This is a genomic window from Pseudomonas sp. R43(2017) (genome assembly GCF_002112345.1).
GTDB lineage: Bacteria > Pseudomonadota > Gammaproteobacteria > Pseudomonadales > Pseudomonadaceae > Aquipseudomonas > Aquipseudomonas kribbensis.
Map to the genome: position 1 here is coordinate 299,117 of NZ_NEHJ01000002.1, position 22,937 is coordinate 322,053.

The 22,937-nt window shown below is 60.7% G+C and carries 24 protein-coding genes; 7 read left to right on the plus strand and 17 right to left on the minus strand.

What is annotated here, in order from left to right:
- Window positions 1–4: 4 nt before the first annotated feature.
- Both lgt and CAG02_RS05935 read right to left on the minus strand, forming a co-directional pair.
- Window positions 5–820, minus strand: a complete 816-nt coding sequence (lgt, locus tag CAG02_RS05930) for a prolipoprotein diacylglyceryl transferase (RefSeq protein WP_065258902.1) — start codon at window positions 818–820, stop codon at window positions 5–7.
- A gap of 96 nt (window positions 821–916) precedes the next feature.
- A complete protein-coding gene (locus tag CAG02_RS05935) occupies window positions 917–1,699 on the minus strand; it encodes a sulfite exporter TauE/SafE family protein (RefSeq protein ID WP_085709026.1) in 783 nt (260 codons plus the stop codon).
- A 130-nt stretch (window positions 1,700–1,829) separates the two neighbouring features.
- Between CAG02_RS05935 and CAG02_RS05940 the strand changes: the two genes are divergently transcribed.
- On the plus strand, window positions 1,830–2,576 hold the full coding sequence (locus CAG02_RS05940; protein ID WP_085709025.1) for an NRDE family protein: 747 nt from the start codon (window positions 1,830–1,832) through the stop codon (window positions 2,574–2,576).
- Window positions 2,577–2,607: 31 nt separating this feature from the next.
- On the opposite strand, the gene ptsP is transcribed toward CAG02_RS05940, so the two are convergent.
- Window positions 2,608–4,872 carry a phosphoenolpyruvate--protein phosphotransferase gene (ptsP, locus tag CAG02_RS05945; protein WP_085709024.1) on the minus strand — a complete coding sequence of 755 codons (2,265 nt, stop codon included), beginning with the start codon at window positions 4,870–4,872 and terminating at the stop codon, window positions 2,608–2,610.
- Window positions 4,873–4,894: 22 nt separating this feature from the next.
- Window positions 4,895–5,374, minus strand: coding sequence for an RNA pyrophosphohydrolase (locus CAG02_RS05950; protein WP_003229203.1), 480 nt, complete (start codon window positions 5,372–5,374; stop codon window positions 4,895–4,897).
- Between the two features lie 143 nt (window positions 5,375–5,517).
- On the opposite strand from CAG02_RS05950, the gene CAG02_RS05955 reads away from it, so the two are divergent.
- Complete coding sequence (locus tag CAG02_RS05955) at window positions 5,518–6,174, plus strand: HAD family phosphatase (protein WP_085709023.1); 657 nt, start codon at window positions 5,518–5,520, stop codon at window positions 6,172–6,174.
- Window positions 6,175–6,196: 22 nt separating this feature from the next.
- On the opposite strand, the gene CAG02_RS05960 is transcribed toward CAG02_RS05955, so the two are convergent.
- Window positions 6,197–6,622, minus strand: a complete 426-nt coding sequence (locus CAG02_RS05960; protein ID WP_085709022.1) for a DUF2269 domain-containing protein — start codon at window positions 6,620–6,622, stop codon at window positions 6,197–6,199.
- 39 nt (window positions 6,623–6,661) lie between these two features.
- Complete coding sequence (ilvA, locus tag CAG02_RS05965; RefSeq protein ID WP_085709021.1) at window positions 6,662–8,176, minus strand: threonine ammonia-lyase, biosynthetic; 1,515 nt, start codon at window positions 8,174–8,176, stop codon at window positions 6,662–6,664.
- 148 nt (window positions 8,177–8,324) lie between these two features.
- On the opposite strand from ilvA, the gene rpiA reads away from it, so the two are divergent.
- On the plus strand, window positions 8,325–8,999 hold the full coding sequence (rpiA, locus tag CAG02_RS05970; RefSeq protein WP_085709020.1) for a ribose-5-phosphate isomerase RpiA: 675 nt from the start codon (window positions 8,325–8,327) through the stop codon (window positions 8,997–8,999).
- A gap of 150 nt (window positions 9,000–9,149) precedes the next feature.
- Here rpiA and CAG02_RS05975 read toward each other — a convergent pair whose 3' ends face one another.
- From CAG02_RS05975 to CAG02_RS05990, 4 genes are all read right to left on the minus strand, one after another.
- Window positions 9,150–10,067, minus strand: coding sequence for an SdiA-regulated domain-containing protein (locus CAG02_RS05975; protein ID WP_085709019.1), 918 nt, complete (start codon window positions 10,065–10,067; stop codon window positions 9,150–9,152).
- A 106-nt stretch (window positions 10,068–10,173) separates the two neighbouring features.
- Window positions 10,174–11,097, minus strand: coding sequence for an SdiA-regulated domain-containing protein (locus CAG02_RS05980; protein WP_085709018.1), 924 nt, complete (start codon window positions 11,095–11,097; stop codon window positions 10,174–10,176).
- Window positions 11,098–11,320: 223 nt separating this feature from the next.
- Window positions 11,321–11,986 carry a fumarylacetoacetate hydrolase family protein gene (locus CAG02_RS05985; RefSeq protein WP_085709017.1) on the minus strand — a complete coding sequence of 222 codons (666 nt, stop codon included), beginning with the start codon at window positions 11,984–11,986 and terminating at the stop codon, window positions 11,321–11,323.
- Between the two features lie 40 nt (window positions 11,987–12,026).
- Window positions 12,027–13,421 carry an FAD-binding oxidoreductase gene (locus tag CAG02_RS05990; protein ID WP_085709016.1) on the minus strand — a complete coding sequence of 465 codons (1,395 nt, stop codon included), beginning with the start codon at window positions 13,419–13,421 and terminating at the stop codon, window positions 12,027–12,029.
- A 206-nt stretch (window positions 13,422–13,627) separates the two neighbouring features.
- Here CAG02_RS05990 and serA point away from each other — a divergent pair, with 206 nt between their 5' ends.
- Window positions 13,628–14,857, plus strand: coding sequence for a phosphoglycerate dehydrogenase (serA, locus tag CAG02_RS06000; protein ID WP_085709015.1), 1,230 nt, complete (start codon window positions 13,628–13,630; stop codon window positions 14,855–14,857).
- Window positions 14,858–14,920: 63 nt separating this feature from the next.
- Here serA and CAG02_RS06005 read toward each other — a convergent pair whose 3' ends face one another.
- Window positions 14,921–15,346 (minus strand): DUF4399 domain-containing protein, encoded by a 426-nt coding sequence (locus tag CAG02_RS06005; RefSeq protein WP_085709014.1) that lies wholly within the window; start codon window positions 15,344–15,346, stop codon window positions 14,921–14,923.
- 134 nt (window positions 15,347–15,480) lie between these two features.
- On the opposite strand from CAG02_RS06005, the gene CAG02_RS06010 reads away from it, so the two are divergent.
- The gene (locus CAG02_RS06010) at window positions 15,481–16,065 is read left to right on the plus strand and encodes a transporter substrate-binding domain-containing protein (protein WP_085709013.1); all 585 of its coding nucleotides are present in this window, start codon (window positions 15,481–15,483) and stop codon (window positions 16,063–16,065) included.
- A 118-nt stretch (window positions 16,066–16,183) separates the two neighbouring features.
- On the opposite strand, the gene CAG02_RS06015 is transcribed toward CAG02_RS06010, so the two are convergent.
- Together CAG02_RS06015 and CAG02_RS06020 are read right to left on the minus strand one after the other, a co-directional pair.
- Window positions 16,184–16,669 carry a DUF523 domain-containing protein gene (locus tag CAG02_RS06015; protein WP_085709012.1) on the minus strand — a complete coding sequence of 162 codons (486 nt, stop codon included), beginning with the start codon at window positions 16,667–16,669 and terminating at the stop codon, window positions 16,184–16,186.
- Between the two features lies 1 nt (window position 16,670).
- The gene (locus tag CAG02_RS06020) at window positions 16,671–17,303 is read right to left on the minus strand and encodes a 2OG-Fe(II) oxygenase (protein ID WP_085709011.1); all 633 of its coding nucleotides are present in this window, start codon (window positions 17,301–17,303) and stop codon (window positions 16,671–16,673) included.
- A 108-nt stretch (window positions 17,304–17,411) separates the two neighbouring features.
- Here CAG02_RS06020 and CAG02_RS06025 point away from each other — a divergent pair, with 108 nt between their 5' ends.
- On the plus strand, window positions 17,412–18,164 hold the full coding sequence (locus tag CAG02_RS06025; RefSeq protein WP_085709010.1) for a DUF2059 domain-containing protein: 753 nt from the start codon (window positions 17,412–17,414) through the stop codon (window positions 18,162–18,164).
- Window position 18,165: 1 nt separating this feature from the next.
- Here the strand turns inward: CAG02_RS06025 and CAG02_RS06030 are convergent, their stop codons facing one another.
- On the minus strand, window positions 18,166–19,116 hold the full coding sequence (locus CAG02_RS06030) for an alpha/beta hydrolase (protein WP_085709009.1): 951 nt from the start codon (window positions 19,114–19,116) through the stop codon (window positions 18,166–18,168).
- A gap of 97 nt (window positions 19,117–19,213) precedes the next feature.
- Between CAG02_RS06030 and CAG02_RS06035 the strand changes: the two genes are divergently transcribed.
- Window positions 19,214–19,789, plus strand: a complete 576-nt coding sequence (locus tag CAG02_RS06035) for a DUF6436 domain-containing protein (protein WP_085709008.1) — start codon at window positions 19,214–19,216, stop codon at window positions 19,787–19,789.
- A gap of 19 nt (window positions 19,790–19,808) precedes the next feature.
- Here CAG02_RS06035 and CAG02_RS06040 read toward each other — a convergent pair whose 3' ends face one another.
- The 3 genes from CAG02_RS06040 to CAG02_RS06050 form a co-directional block, all read right to left on the minus strand.
- Window positions 19,809–20,069, minus strand: coding sequence for a bacteriocin immunity protein (locus CAG02_RS06040; RefSeq protein ID WP_085709007.1), 261 nt, complete (start codon window positions 20,067–20,069; stop codon window positions 19,809–19,811).
- Window positions 20,070–20,150: 81 nt separating this feature from the next.
- On the minus strand, window positions 20,151–20,489 hold the full coding sequence (locus tag CAG02_RS06045; protein ID WP_371856484.1) for a bacteriocin immunity protein: 339 nt from the start codon (window positions 20,487–20,489) through the stop codon (window positions 20,151–20,153).
- Window positions 20,401–22,797 carry an S-type pyocin domain-containing protein gene (locus tag CAG02_RS06050; protein WP_085709005.1) on the minus strand — a complete coding sequence of 799 codons (2,397 nt, stop codon included), beginning with the start codon at window positions 22,795–22,797 and terminating at the stop codon, window positions 20,401–20,403. The genes CAG02_RS06045 and CAG02_RS06050 overlap by 89 nt, the downstream gene beginning before the upstream one ends.
- Window positions 22,798–22,937 lie beyond the last annotated feature (140 nt).

A 22,937-nucleotide genomic window follows, 5' to 3' on the forward strand; every position in this document is an offset into this window, starting at 1 on the left:
ATATTTAAGCTGTCGGTGCAACCGGCGCCGACGGGGCACGGCGGTAGGCCAGCCAGATCAGGAACAGCCCGCCGATGATCATCGGTACGCAGAGGATCTGACCCATGGTCAGCCAGTTCCAGGCCAGGTAGCCCAGTTGCGCGTCCGGCACGCGGACGAATTCGACGATGAAACGGAAGATGCCATAGAACAGCGCGAACATGCCCGAGACCGCCATGGTTGGACGCGGCTTGCGCGAGAACAGCCAGAGGATCAGGAACAGTGCCACGCCTTCGAGCGCGAACTGATACAGCTGCGACGGGTGACGCGGCAGTTGCGCCGGGTCGCTGAACGGCGGGAACACCATGGCCCACGGCACGTCGGTGGCCTTGCCCCACAGCTCGGCGTTGATGAAGTTGCCGATACGCCCGGCGCCCAGACCGATCGGCACCATCGGCGCGACGAAGTCCATCAGCTGGAAGAACGACTTGCCGTTACGCTTGCCGAACCACAACGCCGCCAGCATCACGCCGATGAAGCCGCCGTGGAACGACATGCCACCCTTCCACACTTCGAAAATCAGTGTCGGGTTGGCGATGTAGGCGCTCAGATCGTAGAACAGCACATAGCCCAGCCGCCCGCCGACAATCACCCCCATCGACAGCCAGAACACCAGGTCGGAGAGTTTCTCCTTGGTCCAGGTCGGGTCGAAACGGTTGAGCCGGCGCGACGCCAGCAGCCACGCACCGCCGATGCCGACCAGATACATCAGGCCGTACCAATGGATTTTCAGCGGACCGATGGCCAGGGCCACCGGGTCGATCTGCGGGTAAGGCAGCATTGCGACTCCTCGTTAGAGTTCAAATCTTCAAAATTCCCGGGCGACGCTGCCACCTCAGGATTAAGCCAGGATTGTGGCCTGCTCGGAACAGACGCCTCAGAACAGAAAGCTCAGCCCCACGCAGAACAGCAAAGCGGCGAACAGCCGTTTCAGCAACTTCGGCGACAACTTGTGCGCCAGCCGCGCGCCGATCCGGGCGAACACCATGCTGGTCAGCGCAATGCCCAGCAGCGCCGGCAGATACACAAACCCGAGACTATGGGCCGGCAGCAACGGATCATGCCAGCCCAGAATCATGAAACTTATTGCACTTGCCAAGGCGATCGGCAGGCCACAGGCCGACGAAGTCGCCACGGCCTGCTGCATCGGCACGCTGCGCCAGGTCAGGAACGGCACGGTCAGCGAGCCGCCGCCAATGCCGAAAATCGCCGACGCCCAGCCGATCACACTGCCGGCCACGGTCAGACCGAGTTTGCCCGGCACCGTTCGGCTGGCCTTGGGTTTGACGTCCAGCGCCAGCTGCGCCGCGATCACCAGGGCGAACACACCGATGATCTTCTGCAGGTTGGGCCCGGAGATCGCTTCGGCGGTCAGCGCCCCGAAACCGGCACCCAGCAGGATCCCGACGGTCATCCAGGCGAAAATCGGCCAGCGCACCGCCCCGCGTCGATGATGTTCACGCACGGCGTTGACCGAGGTGAAAATGATCGTCGCCAGCGACGTGCCGACGGCCAGGTGGGTCAGGATCGACGGATCGAAACCCTGCAAGGTGAAACTGAACACCAGCACCGGGACGATGATGATCCCGCCGCCAACCCCGAACAGCCCCGCCAGCACGCCTGCACAGGCACCCAGCGCCAGATAGAGCAGAAATTCCATGACTGCCTCCAGAGGCGCATCCCAAAACCGGAGCGGCATGGTAACGGATGCATGGCCTTCGGCTCCACTGGCGATGGATGCACGGACGATGTCTGCGTAGAGTGGGCAAAAAACACACAAGGACCACCTTATGTGCCTGATCGTTTTCGCCTGGCGGCCGGGGCATGCCCAGCCGCTGATCGTCGCGGCCAACCGTGACGAGTTCTATGCCCGGCCCAGCCTGCCGCTGGCCCAGTGGCCCGAGTCGCCGCACGTCCATGCCGGACGGGATCTGGAGGCCGGCGGCACCTGGCTCGGCCTCGGCGCCAGCGGCCGTTTTGCTGCGCTGACCAACATCCGCGATCCGCATCAGCCTCCGGCCCGGCGCTCCCGGGGTGAACTGGTGGCGGGATTCCTGACCGGAAACCTGTCGATCGATGACTATTTGTCCGACGTTGTCGCCCGCTCGCCGGAATATGCCGGGTTCAATCTGCTGCTGGGCAATGCCCACGAGCTGTGGCATTTCAACGCGCGGTCTTCGGAACCGGTGATGTTGCAGCCGGGCATTTATGGACTTTCAAATGCGGAGCTGGATACGCCGTGGCCGAAACTGCTCAAGGCCAAGGCGGCATTGAGTGCGATGCTGGATGATCCGCAGCCCGAGCAATTGCTCGCGCTGCTGGGGGATGCGCAGACGGCACCGTTTGCCGAGCTGCCGGATACCGGCGTTGGGCTGGCGACCGAGTCGTTGCTGTCGAGTGTGTTTATTGCCAGCCAGAGTTACGGGACCCGGGCGAGTACGGCGCTGATCGTGCAGGCGGACGGGACGCGGCGGATGGTGGAACGCAGTTTCGGGCCGTACGGCGGGCATTTGGGGGAAGTGGAGATCAACCTTTGAAGATCGCAGCCCGAAGGCTGCGATCTTCTGTTCAGAGCGGTTTGACCATCCGCGATAACCCGAGACTCTTCAGCGCCAGTTGCAGCGAGCTGTGGATAACTTGCGGGTTGTCGATGGTCATCAGTTCCGCCAGCAGATCCTTGGCCTTGCTCAGGTTGATCTGACGCAGCATCCACTTCACTTTCGGCAAGTTGGTGGCGTTCATCGACAGGCTGTCGAAGCCCATCGCCATCAACAGCACCGCTGCCGCCGGGTCACCGGCCATCTCGCCGCAGATGCTCACCGGCTTGCCTTCGGCATGGGCGTCGCGCACGACGATCTGCAAGGCTTGCAGCACCGCCGGGTGCAGGTAGTCGTAGAGGTCGGCCACGCGCGGGTTGTTGCGGTCCACGGCCAGCAGATACTGAGTCAGGTCGTTGGAACCCACCGACAGGAAATCCACCATCCGCGCCAGTTCTCGGGTCTGGTAGACCGCCGCCGGAATCTCGATCATCACGCCCACCGGCGGCATCGGCACATCGGTGCCTTCGTCGCGCACTTCGCCCCAGGCCCGGTGGATCAGGTGCAACGCCTCTTCGAGCTCATGGATGCCGGAGATCATCGGCAACAGGATCCGCAGGTTGTTCAGGCCTTCGCTGGCCTTGAGCATCGCACGGGTCTGCACCAGGAAGATTTCCGGGTGGTCGAGGGTGACGCGGATCCCGCGCCAGCCAAGGAACGGGTTGTCTTCCTTGATCGGGAAGTACGACAGCGCCTTGTCACCGCCGATGTCCAGCGTACGCATGGTCACCGGTTGCGGGTGGAACGCGGCGAGTTGCTCGCGATAGATCGCCAGCTGTTCCTTCTCGCTCGGGAAGCGCTGGTTGATCATGAACGGCACTTCGGTGCGATACAGGCCGACACCTTCGGCCCCACGCTTCTGCGCCCGCGCCACGTCCGCCAGCAGGCCGGTGTTGACCCACAGCGGCATGCGGTGACCGTCGAGGGTCACGCACGGCAAATCGCGCAGGGTATCGAGGCCCAGGGCCAGTTGCTTCTCTTCTTCCACCACGTCGGCGAATTGCTTGATCAGCACTTCGCTCGGGTTGGTGTAGATTTCGCCCTTGATCCCGTCGACGATCATCGGGATGCCATCGACCTTGGCGTACGGCAAGTCGACGACACCCATCACCGTCGGAATACCCATGGCCCGGGCCAGGATCGCGACGTGGGAGTTACCCGAACCCAGTACCGAGACCAACCCCACCAGCTTGCCTTCCGGCACTTCACCGAGCTGGGTGGCGGTCAGCTCTTCACTGACCAGGATGGTGTTGTCGGGGAAAACCATGTTGGTCGTACGGTCTTCCTGCAGGTAGGCCAGCAGACGGCGACCGAGGTCGCGCACATCCGACGCCCGCTCACGCAAGTATTCATCGTCCATCAACTCGAAACGGTTGACGTGGTCGGTCACCACCTGACGCAGCGCGCCCTGGGCCCACTGACCGGTCTTGATCACGGTTTTGACTTCGTTACCGAGGGACGCGTCATCGAGCATCATCTGGTACACGTCGAACAACGCGCGCTCTTCGGGACGCAACTGGGTGGCCAGTTTGGTCGACAGGTTGCGCATGTCGGCGCGCACGCCTTCAAGCGCCTTCTTGAACAGTTTTATTTCGGCATCGATGTCGTCGACAGACTTGTCCGGCACGACATCGAGGTCCGCCGGCGGCAGCATGACCACCGCCGTACCGACCGCCGCGCCCGGCGAACCCGGCACACCGACGAACTTGGCTTCCTGGATGCCCTTGCCCTGACGGCCCAGGCCACGGATCGAACCGGTGGCCTCGGCGTGGGCGATTACACCGGCGAGCTGCGCGCTCATGGTCACGAGGAAGGCTTCTTCACCTTCATCGAACTGGCGGCGTTCTTTCTGCTGGATGACCAACACGCCGACGACGCGGCGGTGGTGAATGATCGGCGCCCCGAGGAACGAGGCGTAGCGCTCCTCGCCGGTTTCGGCGAAGTAGCGGTAGCGCGGGTGATCCGCGGCGTTTTCGAGGTTCAGGGGTTCTTCACGCGTGCCGACCAGACCGACCAGACCTTCGTTGGGTGCCATGCTGACCTTGCCGATCGAGCGCTTGTTCAAGCCCTCGGTGGCCATCAGGACGAAGCGGTTGGTCTCGGGATCAAGCAGATAGACCGAGCAGACCTGGCTGCCCATGGCCTCTTTGACGCGCAACACAATAATCCCCAACGCCGCCTTGAGATCCTTGGCGGAGTTAACTTCCTGGACGATCTTGCGCAGCGTATTGAGCATGGCTCGGGGTCGAACTCCGTCGTCAGTCGCGCGCTAAAAGGCGCGGGGCAAGCTCTTTGAGAGCGCGGCGATACACCTCGCGCTTGAATGTCACCACCTGGCCCAGCGGATACCAATAGCTGACCCAGCGCCAGCCATCGAACTCCGGTTTACCGGTCAAATCCATCCGCACCCGCTGCTCGTTGGAGATCAGGCGCAGGAGAAACCACTTCTGTTTCTGGCCGATGCACAGCGGTTGGCTGTGGGTTCGCACCAGACGTTGCGGCAAACGATAGCGCAACCAGCCCCGGGTACAGGCGAGAATTTCAACATCTTCGCGTTCCAGGCCCACTTCTTCGTTCAACTCGCGGTACAAGGCGTCTTCCGGCGTTTCCTCGGGATTGATTCCTCCCTGTGGAAACTGCCAGGCATCTTGATTGATACGGCGAGCCCATAGCACCTGTCCGGCGTCATTCGTCAGAATGATCCCGACATTAGGACGGAAACCATCGGGGTCGATCACGGCAACAACCTCGCAAACGCATGTCGCCGCATTGTTCCACAAAGCTTGTGAAGGCGGCAACGAAGGTTCCGAGCTTATGTGCACTCTTGTGAAAAGACCGTATTCTTGTGGCCTTTTTACTGACTTTTCAGCGGGTAACTGCAATGCGCCTGGCTTTATTCGATTTGGACAACACCCTTCTGGGCGGCGACAGCGATCACGCCTGGGGCGACTATCTGTGTGAACGCGGCTTCCTCGACCCGATCGCCTACAAGGCGCGCAACGACGAGTTCTACCAGGATTACCTGGCGGGCAAACTGGATAACGCCGCGTACCTGAACTTCTGCCTGGAAATCCTCGGCCGCACCGACATGGCCGTGCTCGAGCAATGGCACAGCGACTTCATGCGCGACTGCATCGAGCCACTGATGCTTCCAAAAGCGGTCGAGCTGTTGAAAAAGCACCGCGACGCCGGCGACAAACTGGTGATCATCACTGCCACCAACCGTTTCGTCACCGCACCGATTGCCGTGCGACTGGGCGTTGAAACCCTGATCGCCACCGAGTGCGAGATGCAGGACGGCCGCTACACCGGCCGCAGCACCGACGTGCCGTGCTTCCGCGAAGGCAAGGTGACGCGCCTGAACCGCTGGCTGGAAGAGACCGGGCATTCGCTGGAAGACAGCTATTTCTACAGCGACTCGATGAACGACTTGCCGCTGCTGGAGCAGGTTGTGAATCCGGTCGCTGTTGATCCGGACCCGAATCTGCGGGCCGAAGCCGAGAAGCGTGGCTGGTCGGTCATCTCGCTGCGCGATTGATGTCGAGACCGGGCGTCGGGCCTTAAACCGGCTTGGCGCCCATCAATCCGGCAATCGCGACAAAGCAGACGAAACTGAACAGCGCCAGGGCAAAGCTGAACCGGCCGACGCCGCCCGGCGCCTTGCGCAAGCGGTTCAAGCGCACCAGCAGCCAGAACCACGCCAGCGCCGCCACGGTGTACAGCACGCTGGAGGCCAGAATCCACGTCTGCCCCAGCGGCCAACCCACCAGATGCACCATCCACCAGCCGGTGAACGGCATGCTCAGCAGCGCCAGGCCCATCAGCAGCCAGACAAACACCCGTGGTCGCTGCAACGTGCGGCTGCCCGCCGTCGCATCACCCTTGCGTCGGGCCAGTAAAACCCAGACGCCCAGCCCCAGCGCACTCGCCAGCAGAACCACGGTGGCGACCATGTGCGCCGTTTTCAGGGCAGTTAACGTTTCCATTGTCGAATTTCCTTAAGGCCTGCCCATCAGCGTAGCCGCTCAGCCAAGAAACAGCTGATAGGCCGGGTTGTCGCTTTCGTCCCAGTACGGGTAGCCGATTTCCGCCAGCGCAGCGGGAACCAGATGTCGCTCGTCGTGAGGCACCTGCAGGCCGGCGACCACACGACCGTCCGCCGCGCCGTGGTTGCGATAGTGGAACATCGAGATGTTCCAGCGCCCGCCGAGCTTGTTGAGGAAGTTGAACAGCGCGCCCGGACGCTCCGGGAACTCGAAGCGCAGCACCACTTCATCGACCACCTGCGCCGCGCGCCCGCCGACCATGTGGCGGATGTGCAACTTGGCCAGTTCGTTGTCGGTGAGGTCGAGTACCGGGAAACCCTGCTCGGTCAGGCTCGCCAGCAGTGCGCTGCGCGGATCGTTTTCCGGGTGGGTCTGCACGCCGACGAAGATGTGCGCTTCGCTGCCGGTGTTGTAGCGATAGTTGAATTCGGTGATCTGGCGCTTGCCGATGGCTTCGCAGAACGCCTTGAAGCTGCCGGCCTGCTCCGGGATGGTCACGGCGATGATCGCTTCACGGCCCTCGCCCAGCTCGGCGCGCTCGGCGACGTGGCGCAGGCGGTCGAAATTGACGTTGGCGCCGGAATCGATGGCGACGAAAGTCTGGCCGCTGACGCCGCGCTGTTCGACGTACTTCTTGATCCCGGCCACACCCAGGGCGCCGGCCGGTTCGGTGATCGAACGGGTATCGTCGTAGATGTCCTTGATCGCCGCGCAGATTTCATCGGTGCTGACGGTGATCACTTCATCGACGTAATCCTTGCAGATATCGAACGTGTGCTGGCCGATCTGCGCCACCGCCACGCCGTCGGCGAAGATGCCCACGGTCGGCAGCACCACGCGTTCGCCCGCAGCCATCGCTGCCTGCAGGCAGTTGGAGTCGTCGGGCTCGACGCCGATGACCTTGATGTCCGGCCGCAGGTATTTCACGTAGGCCGCAATGCCGGCGATCAGACCGCCGCCGCCCACCGGCACGAAGATCGCGTCCAGTGGCTGCGGGTGCTGGCGCAGGATTTCCATCGCCACGGTGCCCTGCCCGGCAATGGTGTGCGGATCGTCGTACGGGTGGATGTAGACGTAGCCTTTTTCATCGACCAGTTTCAGCGAGTAGGCCAGGGCTTCCGGGAACGAATCCCCGTGCAGCACCACTTTGCCGCCACGGGAACGCACGCCTTCGACCTTGATCTCCGGGGTGGTCTTGGGCATCACGATGGTCGCCTTCACGCCCAGTACTTTCGCCGCCAGGGCCAGCCCCTGCGCATGGTTGCCCGCCGACGCAGTGACCACGCCACGGGCGCGTTCTTCGTCGCTCAACTGGGTCAGCTTGTTGTAGGCGCCGCGAATCTTGAACGAGAACACCGGCTGCAAGTCTTCGCGCTTGAGCCAGATGTCGTTGCCCAGCCGCTCGGAGAGCTGGCGGGCGTTCTGCAGCGGGGTTTCTACGGCAACGTCATAAACGCGCGAGGTGAGGATCTTCTTGACGTACTGTTCGAGCATCGGAAAGCATCACTGAGCGGGTTGGGCAGGGCCAACGAGTCTAACCCGGCTTTCGGCCGGACGACCACACGATTGCAGAGGTTTTACCCCGGCTTGCGGCTATAATGCCGGCCTTTCCGTTCTTACCTTGCCCGCTTCCGGAGCCCGCATGACCCAGGATCAACTCAAACAGGCCGTGGCCCAGGCCGCCGTCGACTTCATCCTTCCGAAACTCGACGACAAGAGCATCATCGGCGTCGGCACCGGCTCCACCGCCAACTGCTTCATCGACGCCCTCGCCCAGCACAAGGGTGCGTTCGATGGCGCGGTCGCCAGCTCCGAAGCCACCGCCGCGCGCCTCAAGGGCCACGGGATTCCGGTGTACGAGCTGAACACCGTCAGCGACCTGGAGTTCTACATCGACGGCGCCGACGAAAGCGACGAGCACCTGAACCTGATCAAGGGCGGCGGCGCAGCCCTGACCCGCGAGAAGATCGTAGCGGCCGTGGCCAAGACCTTCATCTGCATCGCCGACGGCAGCAAACTGGTGCCGGTACTCGGCGCGTTCCCGCTGCCGGTGGAAGTCATTCCGATGGCTCGCAGCCACGTCGCCCGCCAACTGGTGAAACTGGGCGGCGATCCGGTCTACCGTGAAGGCGTGCTGACCGACAACGGCAACATCATCCTCGACGTGCACAACCTGCAGATCACCAACCCGGTGGAGCTGGAAGCGCAGATCAATGCGATCGTCGGCGTGGTCACCAACGGCCTGTTCGCGGCGCGTCCGGCGGATCTGCTGTTGCTGGGGACCAGCGAAGGAGTGAAACCCCTGAAGGCTGAGTAACCCAGTCTGCCCACATTCTTGTAGGCGAATGCTTCCCCCTGTGGGAGCGGGCTTGCTCGCGAAAGCGGTGGGGCAGTCGACATCTGCATTGACTGATCCACCGCTTTCGCGAGCAAGCCCGCTCCCACATTTGGTTTTTTGGGGCGTCAGTCAGTTCTGCGCAGTCTTCTTGAAGACGTAGAACAGATTAGGTTCACTCACCAGATACAACGTCCCGTCGTCATCCATCGCGATACCTTCCGCCTGCGGCACGGTTTTCTTCAGTCCTTGCCGGCCACCGCTCAACGACATCGTGCTCAACGGGCGTCCGTCCACATCCAGTTCCAGAATCAGCCGCGACTCGTCCGACAGCGCCAACAGATGGCCGCTGCGCTCGTCGTATTGCAGGCTCGACAGGTCACGCACGAACATCCCGGCATCGCGCTTGGGGTTGTTGATCACATGCACTGCGTAGGACTTTTCCGGGTTGAAGTGCGGAAAGCCGTGCACTTCGTAAATCAGCATCGGGTCGCGCTCCTTGGCCACGAACAGACGCTTGCCCACCGAGTCGTAAGCCAGGCCTTCAAACCCTTTATTACCGCTCATGTGCACGCCGAGCGTCATCTGCTCGGCGTCCGCCGCATCGAGGAACGTGGTGTCGTGCTCCAGATGGATCTTGATCAGACGCTGCTGACGCTCGTCGCTGATGACGTAGGTATCGGCGCTGATGAACTCCACCGCCTCCGCATCGCCGAAGCCGATCAGTGCGACACGGCGCAGGATCCGGCCCTCCAGCGACAGCTCGATCAGCTCGGCATTCTTGTTGGTGACGGTGAACAGGCTCTTGCGCAACGGATCGAAGGTCAGCGCGGAGACATCGTCGTTCAACCCCTCAATAGTCCGGGCCTCGATGTCCACGCGGTACTGATCCAGATTGATGGCTTCAATGCTGTGGGGCTGCCAGTGACTTTGCAGGTTGAACCAGGCGCGCTCGAACAGACGCAGGTATTGGCCGATCGCAATCAGTGCGATCAGGGCAATCACCGAAAGGATGATCAGAAGTGGCTTGGGACGGGCAAATCGACGCATGCGGGTTGGGCTCGGGATCAAAACAGGCGGATGAAATATCACGCCTGTCTGAATCGAAGCTTAAAGGCCACTTGCCCGGAAGGACAACCTTGCGGCGGCGGGCTGGTTATTTCTGCTTTTCGAAGCGGTAGAACAGGTTCGGTTCGCTGACCATATACAGCGTGCCCTGCTCGTCCATGGTCACGCCTTCGGCGCGGGGAATGGTGTTCTTCAGACCGTTGAAACCGCCGAGCAGGGTCATGAAGCTGACTTGCTCGCCCTTCTCGTCCAGCTCCAGCAGCAGGTGCGAGTCGGCGGACAGCACCAGGGTATGGCCGGTACGCGGATCAATGGCCAGCGCCGAGAGGTTGCGGATGTCCAGATCGTCGTTCGGCAGCTTCTGCTTGTCGCCGGTGAGGATCTGGGTGCCGTCGCTTTTCCAGGTAAACAGCGCCGGTGGCCGCTCTTCGCCCAGCAACAGTCGTTGATTGCGGGCGTCCCAGGTGATGGCTTCGAAGGCCTTGTTCTGGTTTTTCGACGGACCGAGGTCGTATTTCGGGAAATCGTCGCGCTTCAGCTCGCGGGTACCGGCATCGACCTTGACGATCGACAGCATGTGCTCACGCTCGTCGACGATGGCCAGCAAGCCATTGCCCATGACCGTCACGCCTTCCGGATTGATCCAGCCCACCAGCGGCATCTTGCGCAGCACGTCGCCCTGCAAGGTCAGCTCGACCAGGAACGGGTTCTTGCCCATCACCGAAAACAGGGTCTTGGTCTGCGGGTCGTAGGACAGGTCCGAGGCCTCGTCCTTCTCCATGCCCGGCAGCAATTTGCCGTCGATCACCACCCGATAGTCCGGCAACCAGACACTTTCCTTGCGCTCGGTCGGGCTTTCAAAGCGCTCGCGCACCCAAAGCAGGCCGCGGTCATCCCAATGCATGGCATGCGCCAGACCGTAAGCGGCAGCGACCACCAGCAACAGCCAGTAATACCAGCGCAGGGCGAAACGTGAACGACGGGCAGGGTTGAGCTGAGTTTGAGATGACATCAGAGGACGCGTTCCGAAAATTCAGGCTATGGGTAATAGCACAAAGAGGCCGGCTCAGACGCCAGGATGACCGGAATTATCCGGACAAGATGTGAAAAAAACGGCAAATGGCGGGATTGCCCTGCGTCTTTGCAGGCTCGATCACAAAACAAAAACGGGAGGTTGCCGGCTTGAGTACTCAACTCGAACCGGCGACCTCCCGCTCGGGAACGCGATGCCCGGATCAGCGCACGCTGCTGGTGAAGCGACTGGCGCCCGGCAGTTCCAGCACGATGTCATCGCCAACGTTCAGTGGCCCCACACCCACCGGCGTACCGGTCAGGATCACGTCACCGGCCTGCAGCGAGAAGCAGCCGGCCATGTGCTGGATCATCGGCACGATCGGGTTGAGCATCGCGCTGCTGTTGCCGTCCTGGCGCACTTCGCCATTGATGGTCAGGCGGATGCCGATGTCGGTCAGGTCGGCAAAGGTGCTGCCGGCCACGAACGGTGCGATCACCGCCGCGCCGTCGAACGACTTGGCGATTTCCCACGGCAGGCCCTTGGACTTGAGTTCGGCCTGCTTGTCGCGCAGGGTCAGGTCCAGTGCCGGAGCAAAACCGGAGATCGCGTCCAGCACTTCTTCACGGCTTGGCTTGGTCGACAAAGGCTTGCCGATCAACACGGCGATTTCCGCTTCGTAATGCACGGAGCCGCGCTCGGTCGGAATGCTGAAACCGCCTTCCAGCGGCACCACGCAACTGCCCGGCTTGATGAACAGCAGCGGCTCGGTAGGGACCGGGTTGTCCAGCTCCTTGGCGTGCTCGGCGTAGTTACGGCCGATGCACACCACTTTCCCCAGCGGAAAATGAATCCGCGTACCGTCGACATACTGGTGCTGATAGCTCATTACCGACTCCTGCCTTCATTGATTCATCAGGGATTGCCAATCAAACCGCGAAGATCTTGCCCGGGTTCATGATGCCGTTCGGGTCGAACACCGCCTTGACCGCTTTCATGTATTCGATTTCCACCGGCGAGCGGCTGTAGGTCAAGTAGTCGCGCTTGGTCATGCCCACACCGTGTTCGGCGGAAATCGAACCGTTGTACTTCTCGACGGTTTCGAACACCCACTTGTTGACGGTGGCGCACTTGGCGAAAAACTCGTCCTTGCTCAGGTTGTCCGGCTTGAGGATGTTCAGGTGCAGGTTGCCGTCGCCGATGTGGCCGAACCAAACGATTTCGAAATCCGGGTAGTGTTTGCCGACGATCGCGTCGATTTCCCGCAGGAACGCCGGGACTTTCGAGACAGTGACCGAGATGTCGTTCTTGTACGGCGTCCAGTGGGAGATGGTTTCGGAGATGTACTCGCGCAACTTCCACAGGTTCTGCAACTGGGTTTCGCTCTGGCTCATCACGCCGTCCAGCACCCAACCCTGCTCCACGCAATGTTCGAAGGTTTCCAGGGCGCTGTTGGCCACTTCTTCGGTGGTCGCCTCGAACTCCAGCAGTGCGTAGAACGGGCAATCGGTTTCGAACGGTGCCGGGACATCGCCACGGCCCATGACCTTGGCCAATGCCTTGTCGGAAAAGAATTCGAACGCGGTCAGGTCGAGCTTGCCCTGGAAGGCGTGGAGTACCGGCATGATCGAGTCGAAATCGGCGGTGCCGAGGACCATCGCGGTCAGGTTTTTCGGCGCGCGATCCAGGCGCATGGTGGCTTCGACCACAAAGCCGAGGGTGCCTTCGGCGCCGATGAACAGCTGCCGCAGGTCGTAACCGGTGGCGTTTTTGATCAGGTCCTTGTTGAGTTCCAGCACATCGCCCTTACCGGTGACCACTTTCATGCCCGCCACCCAGTTGCGGGTCATGCCGTAGCGAATGACCTTGATCCCGCCGGCATTGGTGCCGATATTGCCGCCAATCTGGCTGGAACCAGCGGAAGCGAAGTCCACCGGGTAGTACAGGTGATGTTCTTCGGCCGCGTTCTGCAGTTGCTCGGTGACCACGCCCGGCTGGCACACGGCGGTGCGGTCGGTGAGGTTGATGTCGAGAATCTGGTTCATGTAGTCGAACGACACCACCACTTCGCCATTGGCGGCCACGGCAGCGGCGGAAAGACCGGTGCGCCCGCCCGATGGCACCAGCGCCACCTTATGTTCGTTGGCCCAGCGGACGATGGCCTGCACTTGCTCGATGGTCTTGGGAAACACGATGGCGCTCGGCGCCGGGGCGAAGTGCTTGGTCCAATCCTTGCCATACGCGTTCAGGGAGTCGGCATCGGTCAGGACCTTGCCAGGCTCGACCAGGGTCTTCAGTTCATCAATCAGGGCAGGATTGGTCATCGACAGAACTCTCGAACAATTCATGGTCATCCTGAGAACGCTTCACGTCGCAGGAATGAGTGATTAGCGGGGCGGCTATGCTAGCATACCGACCCCGCAGGCCAGTGCCCAAGGCCTGTTCTGCGGCGACGGCATTCTTGCCGTGCGGGTCAGCTCCAGGCTGCTCCCCTCCCTGCCATTTTTCTCCGGGATACAGGTTTACGCAGATGAGCAAGACTTCTCTCGATAAGAGCAAGATCAAGTTCCTTCTTCTCGAAGGCGTCCACCAATCGGCTGTCGACGTCCTCAAGGCGGCGGGCTACACCAGCATCGAATACCTGACTGGCTCCCTGCCGGAAGACCAGCTCAAGGAAAAGATCGCTGACGCTCACTTCATCGGCATTCGTTCGCGCACCCAACTGACCGAAGAGATCTTCGATCACGCGAAGAAGCTGGTCGCAGTCGGCTGTTTCTGCATCGGCACCAACCAGGTCGACCTGGAAGCGGCCCGCGAGCGCGGCATCGCCGTGTTCAACGCACCGTACTCCAACACCCGCTCCGTGGCCGAGCTGGTGCTGGCCGAAGCGATCCTGCTGCTGCGCGGCATCCCTGAGAAAAACGCTTCCTGCCACCGTGGCGGCTGGATCAAGTCCGCAGCCAACTCCTTCGAGATCCGTGGCAAGAAACTGGGCATCGTCGGCTACGGCTCGATCGGTACTCAGCTGTCGGTCCTGGCTGAAGGTCTGGGCATGCAGGTATTCTTCTACGACACCGTGACCAAGCTGCCGCTGGGCAACGCGACCCAGGTCGGCAACCTGCACGAGCTGCTGGGCATGTCCGACATCGTCACCCTGCACGTTCCGGAAACCGCTGCGACCCAGTGGATGATCGGTGAGAAGGAAATCCGCGCCATCAAGAAGGGCGGCATCCTGATCAACGCTGCACGCGGCACCGTGGTCGAACTGGATCACCTGGCCGCTGCGATCAAGGACAAGCACCTGATCGGCGCCGCCATCGACGTGTTCCCGGTCGAACCGCGCTCCAACGACGAAGAGTTCGAAAGCCCGCTGCGTGGCCTGGACAACGTGATCCTGACCCCGCACATCGGCGGTTCCACCGCTGAAGCGCAAGCCAACATCGGTCTGGAAGTGGCAGAAAAACTGGTCAAGTACAGCGACAACGGTACTTCGGTATCGTCGGTGAACTTCCCGGAAGTGGCCCTGCCGGCTCACCCTGGCAAGCACCGTCTGCTGCACATCCACGAGAACATCCCGGGTGTGATGAGCGAGATCAACAAGGTCTTCGCCGAAAACGGCATCAACATCTCCGGTCAGTTCCTGCAGACCAACGAGAAGGTCGGCTACGTGGTAATCGACGTCGACGCCGAGTACTCGGAGCTGGCGCAAGAGAAGCTGCAACACGTCAACGGCACCATCCGTAGCCGCGTGTTGTTCTGATCCGGCGCTGAGCCACAAAAAAGGGAGCCCTTCGGGGCTCCCTTTTTCATGCCGGTGGAAAAATCATTCCACGGTGATGGTGATTTTCTTCGAGACCACGGGCGGATCGAAAGCCATGTGGTTCTTGTCGCCCAGCTCCAGCTGCAAGGTGTGCTTGCCTGGCGCCAGTTTGATTTCTGCGAACGTCTGGGCCTTGCCGAAGTGCATGTGGTTGGCGTCGGTCGGCACCACTGCGCCGGCCGGAACAATCTCCTTGGCGTCGATCAGCAGATGGTGGTGACCGGTATTCGGTGTGGCATCACCGGCCGGTGCCAGCGCGACATCCTTGGTGCCGAACTTGACGGTGAAGGTTTGCGAAACCTTTGCTCCGTCTTCGGGAGAAACGATGAACACTTCGGCTCCCTTCGGCGCCGGCGTGGCCGCACTGGCCAGCACCGAAACGCCCATCAGCAAACCAGCCAAAGCAGCACGTGACATGAATGTTTTCATTCTCTTCTCCAGTTTTTCCGTAAAATCCGCGCGGTCATGACAACTTCATGACCATTCGTTGTCGAAGGCACTCGACAACCATAGCAAAGCGAGCCTGACCAACAGGCCGCGACAATGATTTCAAAGGAGTGACCATGCGTTTTCTGCCTGGCCTGATCTGCCTGCTACCCCTTCTGAGCCCGCTGGCTCACGCCGAACTGATTGATGACGTCTACGACCGTGGCGAGATGCGCATTGCCATTGAGGCTAATACACCGCCCTTCAATTTCAAGGACGGCGACACACTCACGGGGTTCGAGGTCGAGCTTGGGCAACAGCTGGCCAACGAGCTGGATGTACGCGCCGACTTCATCGTCACCGACGAAGCCGATCTGCTCCAGGGCGTCGAAAGCGGCAAGTACGACGTCGCGCTCAACCACATAGCACTGACCCCGGAACTCAAGGATCGTTTCGACGTGAGCCAACCTTACACGCAGGTCAATGCGCAGCTGCTGGCGAAAAAGGATGAACAGCCCCGCCCGCTGGTGCTGGTCCAGGCGCTGACGGAAGAGAAACCGAAGGTCGGGCCGCCGGTGGATCTGGCGATTCCGTTTCAGAAGGGCAATCCGGCGTTTCACGCGAGTTTAGATAATGCGTTGCAGCGGATCAGGGCGGATGGGCGGCTGGAGGCGTTGTCGCAGAAGTGGTTGAGCGTGCAGGCCACTGAAGACCTGAAGTGAACACAATTACCATGTGGGAGCGAGCTTGCTCGCGAAAGCGGCCTGTCAGCCACAAATATCGGTACTGACAATACGCAATCGCGAGCAAGCTCGCTCCCACAGTGTTGTTGATATGTGATTAGTCGAGAAGTGTCAGCGCTTGTGCAGCCTGCGGCAGTTCGAGTTCGCTGAAGACCTGCACCCCATGGCGCTTCAACAACGCAGCAGTAACCCCCTCGCCACTCACCTTCACCCCACTGAACGTCCCGTCATAGGTCAGCAGATTCCCGCACGAAGGGCTGTTGGCCTTGAGCACCGCCACCCGAATTCCGTGTTTCTGCACCAGCTCCAGCGCCTGGCGGGCACCATCGAGAAACTGCGCACTGACGTCCTCGCCTTCGGTGGTGATCACCGCCGCAAGGCCATCGAGCACTTCACCGCCCTGCCCACCCGGAATCTCCGCCGCCGCCCGAGGCGTCGGCAAACCACCGGCGACTTCCGGGCACAACGGCACGACGCGCCCGTCGGCAATCCACTGTTCCAGCAGATCGAACGGCCCGCTGGCGCCACCGTCGTAACGCACGCGGTGACCCAGCAGGCAGCGGCTCACAAGGATTTTCTGCATCTCAGAACGGCTCGTTGCCGCGACGGCGGAACCAGCCGGTCAATGACAGGCGCTCGCGCTGCGCCGGCAACACTTCGTGGGGCACTTCACCGGAGAGGAACACCACCAGACAACCGCCGGTGGGTTGCACGTCATGGACCCGATCACCTTCCAGATACATGCGCAACTGTCCGCCATCCTCCGGCAGCCAGCCGTCGTTGAGGTAGATCACCGCCGAGACCATGCGCCGGTCATCGTCGCGAAAACGGTCGACATGCTTGCGGTAGAACGCACCCGGCGGGTACAGGGCGAAATGGCATTCGAAATCTTCCAGACCCAAGAACAACCCACGATTGAGGGCCTCGCGCAGGCTGTCCATCAGGTTCAGATAACGGTCGCTGGCCTCGGCCTGACCAGGATCGATCCATTGGATATGGTCGCCGCGAATGCCCTCGCGGACCTCCGAAAACGGCCCGCGGCCGACGCCCGCCGGTGCCAGTTCACCTTCGGCCTCACGTTTACGGCACTCGGCGGCCAGCGCGCGGGTCAGATCCGCAGGCAGGAATATGTTCTGCTGCGACCAGCCACGCTCGGCCAGGTCGTCGACGATACGTAACAGCAGCGGGTGTTCAGAGGATATTTGCATGGCGCGCATAGTATGCCTGCGGCAAGAATTCCGACAGAGCCACGCGGCGGCTTGATACGAATTCTCGACAAGTACTGGCACCGCACGGAGAATAGTCCGCTGCCGACAGGAGTCCCTATGCGCCGTTTGCTTTTTTCACTGTTGATGTTCTGCGTTTTGCCCGCCTGGGCAGACGGCCACGACCAGTTGTACAAGGTCGCCGGCTGGCCGGACCAACGTGCGCATTTCAATGACGCCCTGAGCGCCGCGCAACAGCGTTACCAGAGCAGCCTGCCGCCGGCGGTGTTTCAGGCGCTGGTGAACAACAGCAATCAGCGTTTTGCTCCTCAAGCCGTGGATCAACGCGCCGAAGCGCAACTGCGCAAGAACCTTGCCGATCCGAAACCGGCCCTGTCGTTCTTTCAGTCACCGCTGGGCAAGAAGATCGCTGCCGCCGAACTGTTGGCGACCCGTCGCGACCAATTGGCGAAAAACGCCAAGGGCCTGCCGAAGATGCCGGCCAGCGACAGTCGCCTTTTGATCATCGGCCACCTCGCCCAGGCCCTGCCCGCCCGCGAAGCCGGTGCCGAAGTCAGCCTGGCGATTGCCGGCGTGGCGGCGGACAGCCTGAGTTCGATGATTCCCGGCCTGCTCGGCGGTGGTCAGGCCCAGGGAATGTTGAACGGTCAACGTCAGCGTCTGATGGATCAGATCGGCGCCGACCTGAACAACACGCTGCTGTACGTTTATCGCGACCTGTCGGATGAAGAACTGGAAGAGTTCGCGACCTTCGCCGAATCCACCGAAGGCAAGGCCTACTATCAGGCCGCGCTGTCAGCAATCCGCGCCGGGCTGGCCGTGGGGCAAAGCACCTCGAACCTCAGCCAGTGATCTAGGGATTACGGCCCTTGATCCGCTTGTTCAAGAACTCAAAATACTCCTCGCGCATCTCTGCCGTTTCATTGGCCAGGTGATGCCGCGCCTCGGCCAGCAGCAGAATCTGCGGCCGGTCGAACTTCCATTTCATCACTTGCAGGTTGTGCTGCCAGTCCACGGTCATGTCTGCCTGGCCCTGGACGATCAGCGGCCGGCGCGGACTTTTCTTCGCGTATTCCACCCGTTTGATCCAGCGTGACAGCGCCCCGACCCAAGCCGTTGGCAGGCGCTTGGGCTGCAACGGATCGGCCTGCAGGAACGGCAGGAAATCCGGGTCGTTGGAGTTCTCGCTGAAACGCCGGGCGATGCCCCGGACGAAGGGCCGCAACAGGTAATAACTGAACTGCGACCAGCCCCAGGCCCGTGGGCGCACCAGCGGCGCCAGCAAAATCAACTGGCCCTGGGCCGGGCTGTTCTCACCGTGATTGAGCACGTGATCGACAATGATCGCCCCGCCGGTGCTTTGCCCGCACAGGTGCCACGGTTGCGGCAACGCAATCGAGCGCGCCTCGGCAAACAGACCTTGCAGCGCATCCTGATACTCGGAGAAATCGCGGATGCTCGCCCGTGGCCCGCTCGACAGACCATGCCCGGGCAAGTCACAGGCAATCACTGCGAACCCCAGATCCAGCGCCCACTCGATCACATGCCGGTAGAGGCCGGTGTGATCATAAAAACCGTGCACCAGAAACAGCGTGGCCTTGGCCGTTTCCGCCGGCCACCAGCAATGGCTGACCAGTTCATAACCATCGACGTCGAAGCGACCCATGCCGCGCCAGACATCGCGCTCCGGGAAGTCGGTCTGGTAGAACCGCTGATACGCCTTCGCCTCCTCGGACAACGGCTGCCACTCGGCCAACGGCTTGAGGCTCGCGCGCAGATGATCGGGATCGAAAGCAACAGACATGGGCAATTCCAGAACGGTAAACGGACTTTATCGGCCTGCGATATTCATCTGTCGCGGCAAGCATGGCAAGCTAGCGCGCTCTCAAGGAACCAATTCCATGCGCCCGCCCTACCGCACCGCACTGTTTGCCAGCCTGCTCGCCATCGTGTGTGCCGGTGTGCTGTGGGCTGCGTACGACTGGTTTCAGGGCCGCTATCTGCGGGCCTTCAGCGAACACACCGCGGTGTTTTCCGGCGATCCGCTGCGCCTGCCCGACGACCTCGCCGGCCCCGGCAATATCCGCCTGGTGCATTTCTGGGACCCGGCCTGCCCGTGCAACGTCGGCAATCAACAGCACCTGACCGAGATGGTCGAACAGTTCGGCCCCAAGGGTGTGGAGTTCTTCGCCGTGCAGAAGACCGGCAGCCACGGTCAGTTGCCCGCCACTCTCAGCAATCTCAAGACCATCGCGGTGCTGCCCGGCTCCGAACAGATCCCCGCCAGCCCGGCCGTGGCGATCTGGGACCGCAGCGGCAAACTGGCTTACTTCGGCCCTTACAGCGAGGGGCTGACCTGTAATTCCAGCAACAGTTTTATCGAACCGATCCTGCAGGCGTTGAGTGATGATCGTCCGGTGAATGCCACCCACACGCTCGCGGTCGGTTGCTACTGCCCGTGGTTGAGTGGGGAGTGAGAATTTTGCCACTCCACAACTAAACCACTTTAAAACCAGGCTTGCCGTTGGCGGCCCGCCATGCCTTCACCCCTTCAACCACTGCTGTTGGCCCACTTTTTCCTGGCTCCGGATAAAAGATCAGATCTGAACCGGATGGATGCTCGCTCAAAGCCTTGAACTCTAAAACAGCATCAATATGCTGCTCCTCAGTATCGTAGTCATTATTATAAACTCTTGTAATAAAGCTCAAAAATTCAGACTCCGACAGATCGCCTATTCGCTTATTACCCACCGACATGGCAATCACCAACCTAATTAATGTCTCACCACAAAAAAGTGCCCTTACCGCCACTCAGACAACAAGGGCACTGCTAACGATCTACTCCGATTTAAATCCAGACTTTCCGTTCGAAGCCCGCCACTCTTTAACTTCCCGTACAACTCCCTCCGGACTATCTTCCCTACCTTCCCGTGGGTAATAGATCAAATCTGAACCACTCGGATGCTCTGTTAAACGCCTAAACTCCGAAACCATTGCAACACCTTCCTCCTCCGTGCGTGAGCTTGGATCGAATATTGCGGAAACAAACTCCAAAAACTCTCTCTCCGTAAAGTCTGAAATCGTCTTGTTAATCATTTGGCCGCTGTCCTCTGTGGATTTCTTTATGTCGGCTAGGCGTGACCACAGTAATATTTTCCAAACCATAGACACTGCCATTATTCGAAATATAAATTTTATGATGTAGCTCGAATTTCCCGGCACCTCCTGCCCGTTCTATTTCTGGAGCAAAAGGCGCATTTCCATTTGCCATTTCAAGAGTGTTTACTGTTTTAAATTGACGAGACAACTCCGGATCCCCGGCCACAGCCTTCCAAAACGCCTCCCGAAACGCCCGAAAATTCCTGAACTCCCGCCCTCGCAACTGATCGGCGATCTGTACTGGCACCGGCGCACCTTCGCCCTGCGATGCACTGGCAAGCCAGTTCCCCGACACCACCTGCCCTACTCCTGTCGCGACGCCCGGATCCTCCCGCCGGTCCCGAAACATGATGTAGTTCGGCGGCAGCCCGGAGTCCAGCGGGAACACCAGGACATAGTCATCGAATCCGGCTTCGGTAACCGCCGGGAACGAATCGAGGCGGCCCTCGACCGGGATTACAGTCGCTCCGGTGTAAGCAGGTGAATCCGTCGGTTCGGCCGGTGAGATCGTCGAGCTGTTGCCCGGATTGACGATCGGGGTCCAGGTCAGGGTGCGTGGCGGAACATCGGCGGTGGTCGCGGTGTAGACGTTGCGTTCGGCGTCGTAAGCAGCCGCCACCACCCTGGTGGCCGACGGAATACTCCGCCCATCAGTCTTGACGACAAAAACCTCTGACTGCCCATTCGTGTCGGTCTTTGAACTGACACGGTAAGGCAGATCAACCGTCCCGCCAGCCGCCGCGATGGCGTACAGATCTGGCGCAAATTCTGGCGCGAGGTCCGACAGTGGCGTACTGAACGCGTAACGGTCCGGCAACTCCCCGTTGCCCAGCTTCGACGAGTAGACCAACGCTGAAACACCGACGACAGCGCCCGCCCCGACGCTGGCCGCCAGACTGCCCAAAGCCGCGATGGCGCTGCGAACCGCCGCTTGCAGGCTGGCCGAAGCGGCCTCGGCAACCGCCAGGACTCCCGCCGACGTCATGAACAGCGGCCCGACCGCAGAAGTGACACCCGGCGCGCGGAAGGTATGGGCGGAACGAAGAGCCTCTGCCGCTACCCGCGCTTGCTCATCGGCTATGCGTCTTGCTTCTGCCTCGGCGGCAATTCGCGCTTCTTCCCGTATACGCGCCTGCTCCTCGGCAACACGCCGGGCTTCAGCCTCCGCAGCTAAACGCGCCTGCTCCTGCAACTGCCGGGCTTCCTGCTCCCGGGCAAGGCGTATCTGCTCCTGCAGACGCTCCGCCTCTTGGGCCCGGGCGATCAGACCGGCAAAAGCGTCCGCAGCCGCAGCCATGTGCCGGGCGCTTTCCGAGTGCAGAAGTGACGCGTGATAGTCCTGCCAGCGCTTGCCCAGATCCGTAGTGGCCTGCAGGTCCACCAGGTTCTTCAGTGCTTCGAGCTCAGGCTTGCTCAACGGTGCGTTGATGGCCGGGTTGGCGATTGCATAGGGCCGGACTGCGGCCTGCTCGGCGGCGCTGATACTGTCCGCTGCAAATTTATAGTTCGTGAGCGTTTGAGAGAGACTGCCGCCGGTTGTGCCCGCAATGGCGGCCATTCTTTCAACGAGAAAACCCGGCAGAAACTGGAAGCGGATATTCGTTTCCAGATTGACCACGGAGAGCCTTTCAGCAGAAAGAATTTGCTGGGCGTCCCGAGTGGTTTGAGTCGCAGTTTCGACCTGGATTCTTCTTGCCGCCAACTCCGGAAGCTGATTGGCGATAATCGCCATCACCCAAGAAAGCCGCCTCAGCTCCATTGCTGCGCGGTAGGCCCTGTCGATGGCGGCATACGCAACGGAGACATCCGGAACGGGCGACGCCAGACTTTCCCGGATTTTCCTGAAGGACAGATCCTTCATCAGAAAGAATGGATTATGGCCATACAACGAGTAAGCAGTCTCGGCATGCGCGCGATATTCCAATAACTTTGCGTGAACAACCTGAAGGGTTATTTCCTGATCGGCCTTTACTTTCTGAACCGGAGACAGGCCAACACCGGCAACTTGCCTGGCGTGTTCTACTTCATTGTTCGAGGCCATCAGGATATTGCTGAATACTCCAGCGTACTCAAGATCAATATGTGCCTGAGCATTCTGCTGCTCATGCATCAAGTCATCCCAAATGAACGGGGTTAACGGATCAAGTTTGCCGGAGCCTTGCCCGGTGCCTCTGTGCGGTCCTTCATTCAACCCCCAACTTCCCGAAAAATAGCCACCCTGCCCCAATCGAACCGGCGCAAATGTCCGAACGGGTATCGGTGCCAGTTCATATTTCCCCGGTGCGATTTGTTTGTGCGGCCCAAGATAATTTCCAACATCACTCATACGACTTCTCCATGTCAGTTATTCCATGTATCGAATTCGCAAACTTTGTTTTGGTCCTCTGTTTTTTCTCGAGGTCTTTTATAGGCCTGCCCCGTTAAACGCCGCAATAACAAACCTGTAGTGCACTTCCCGAAAACCTG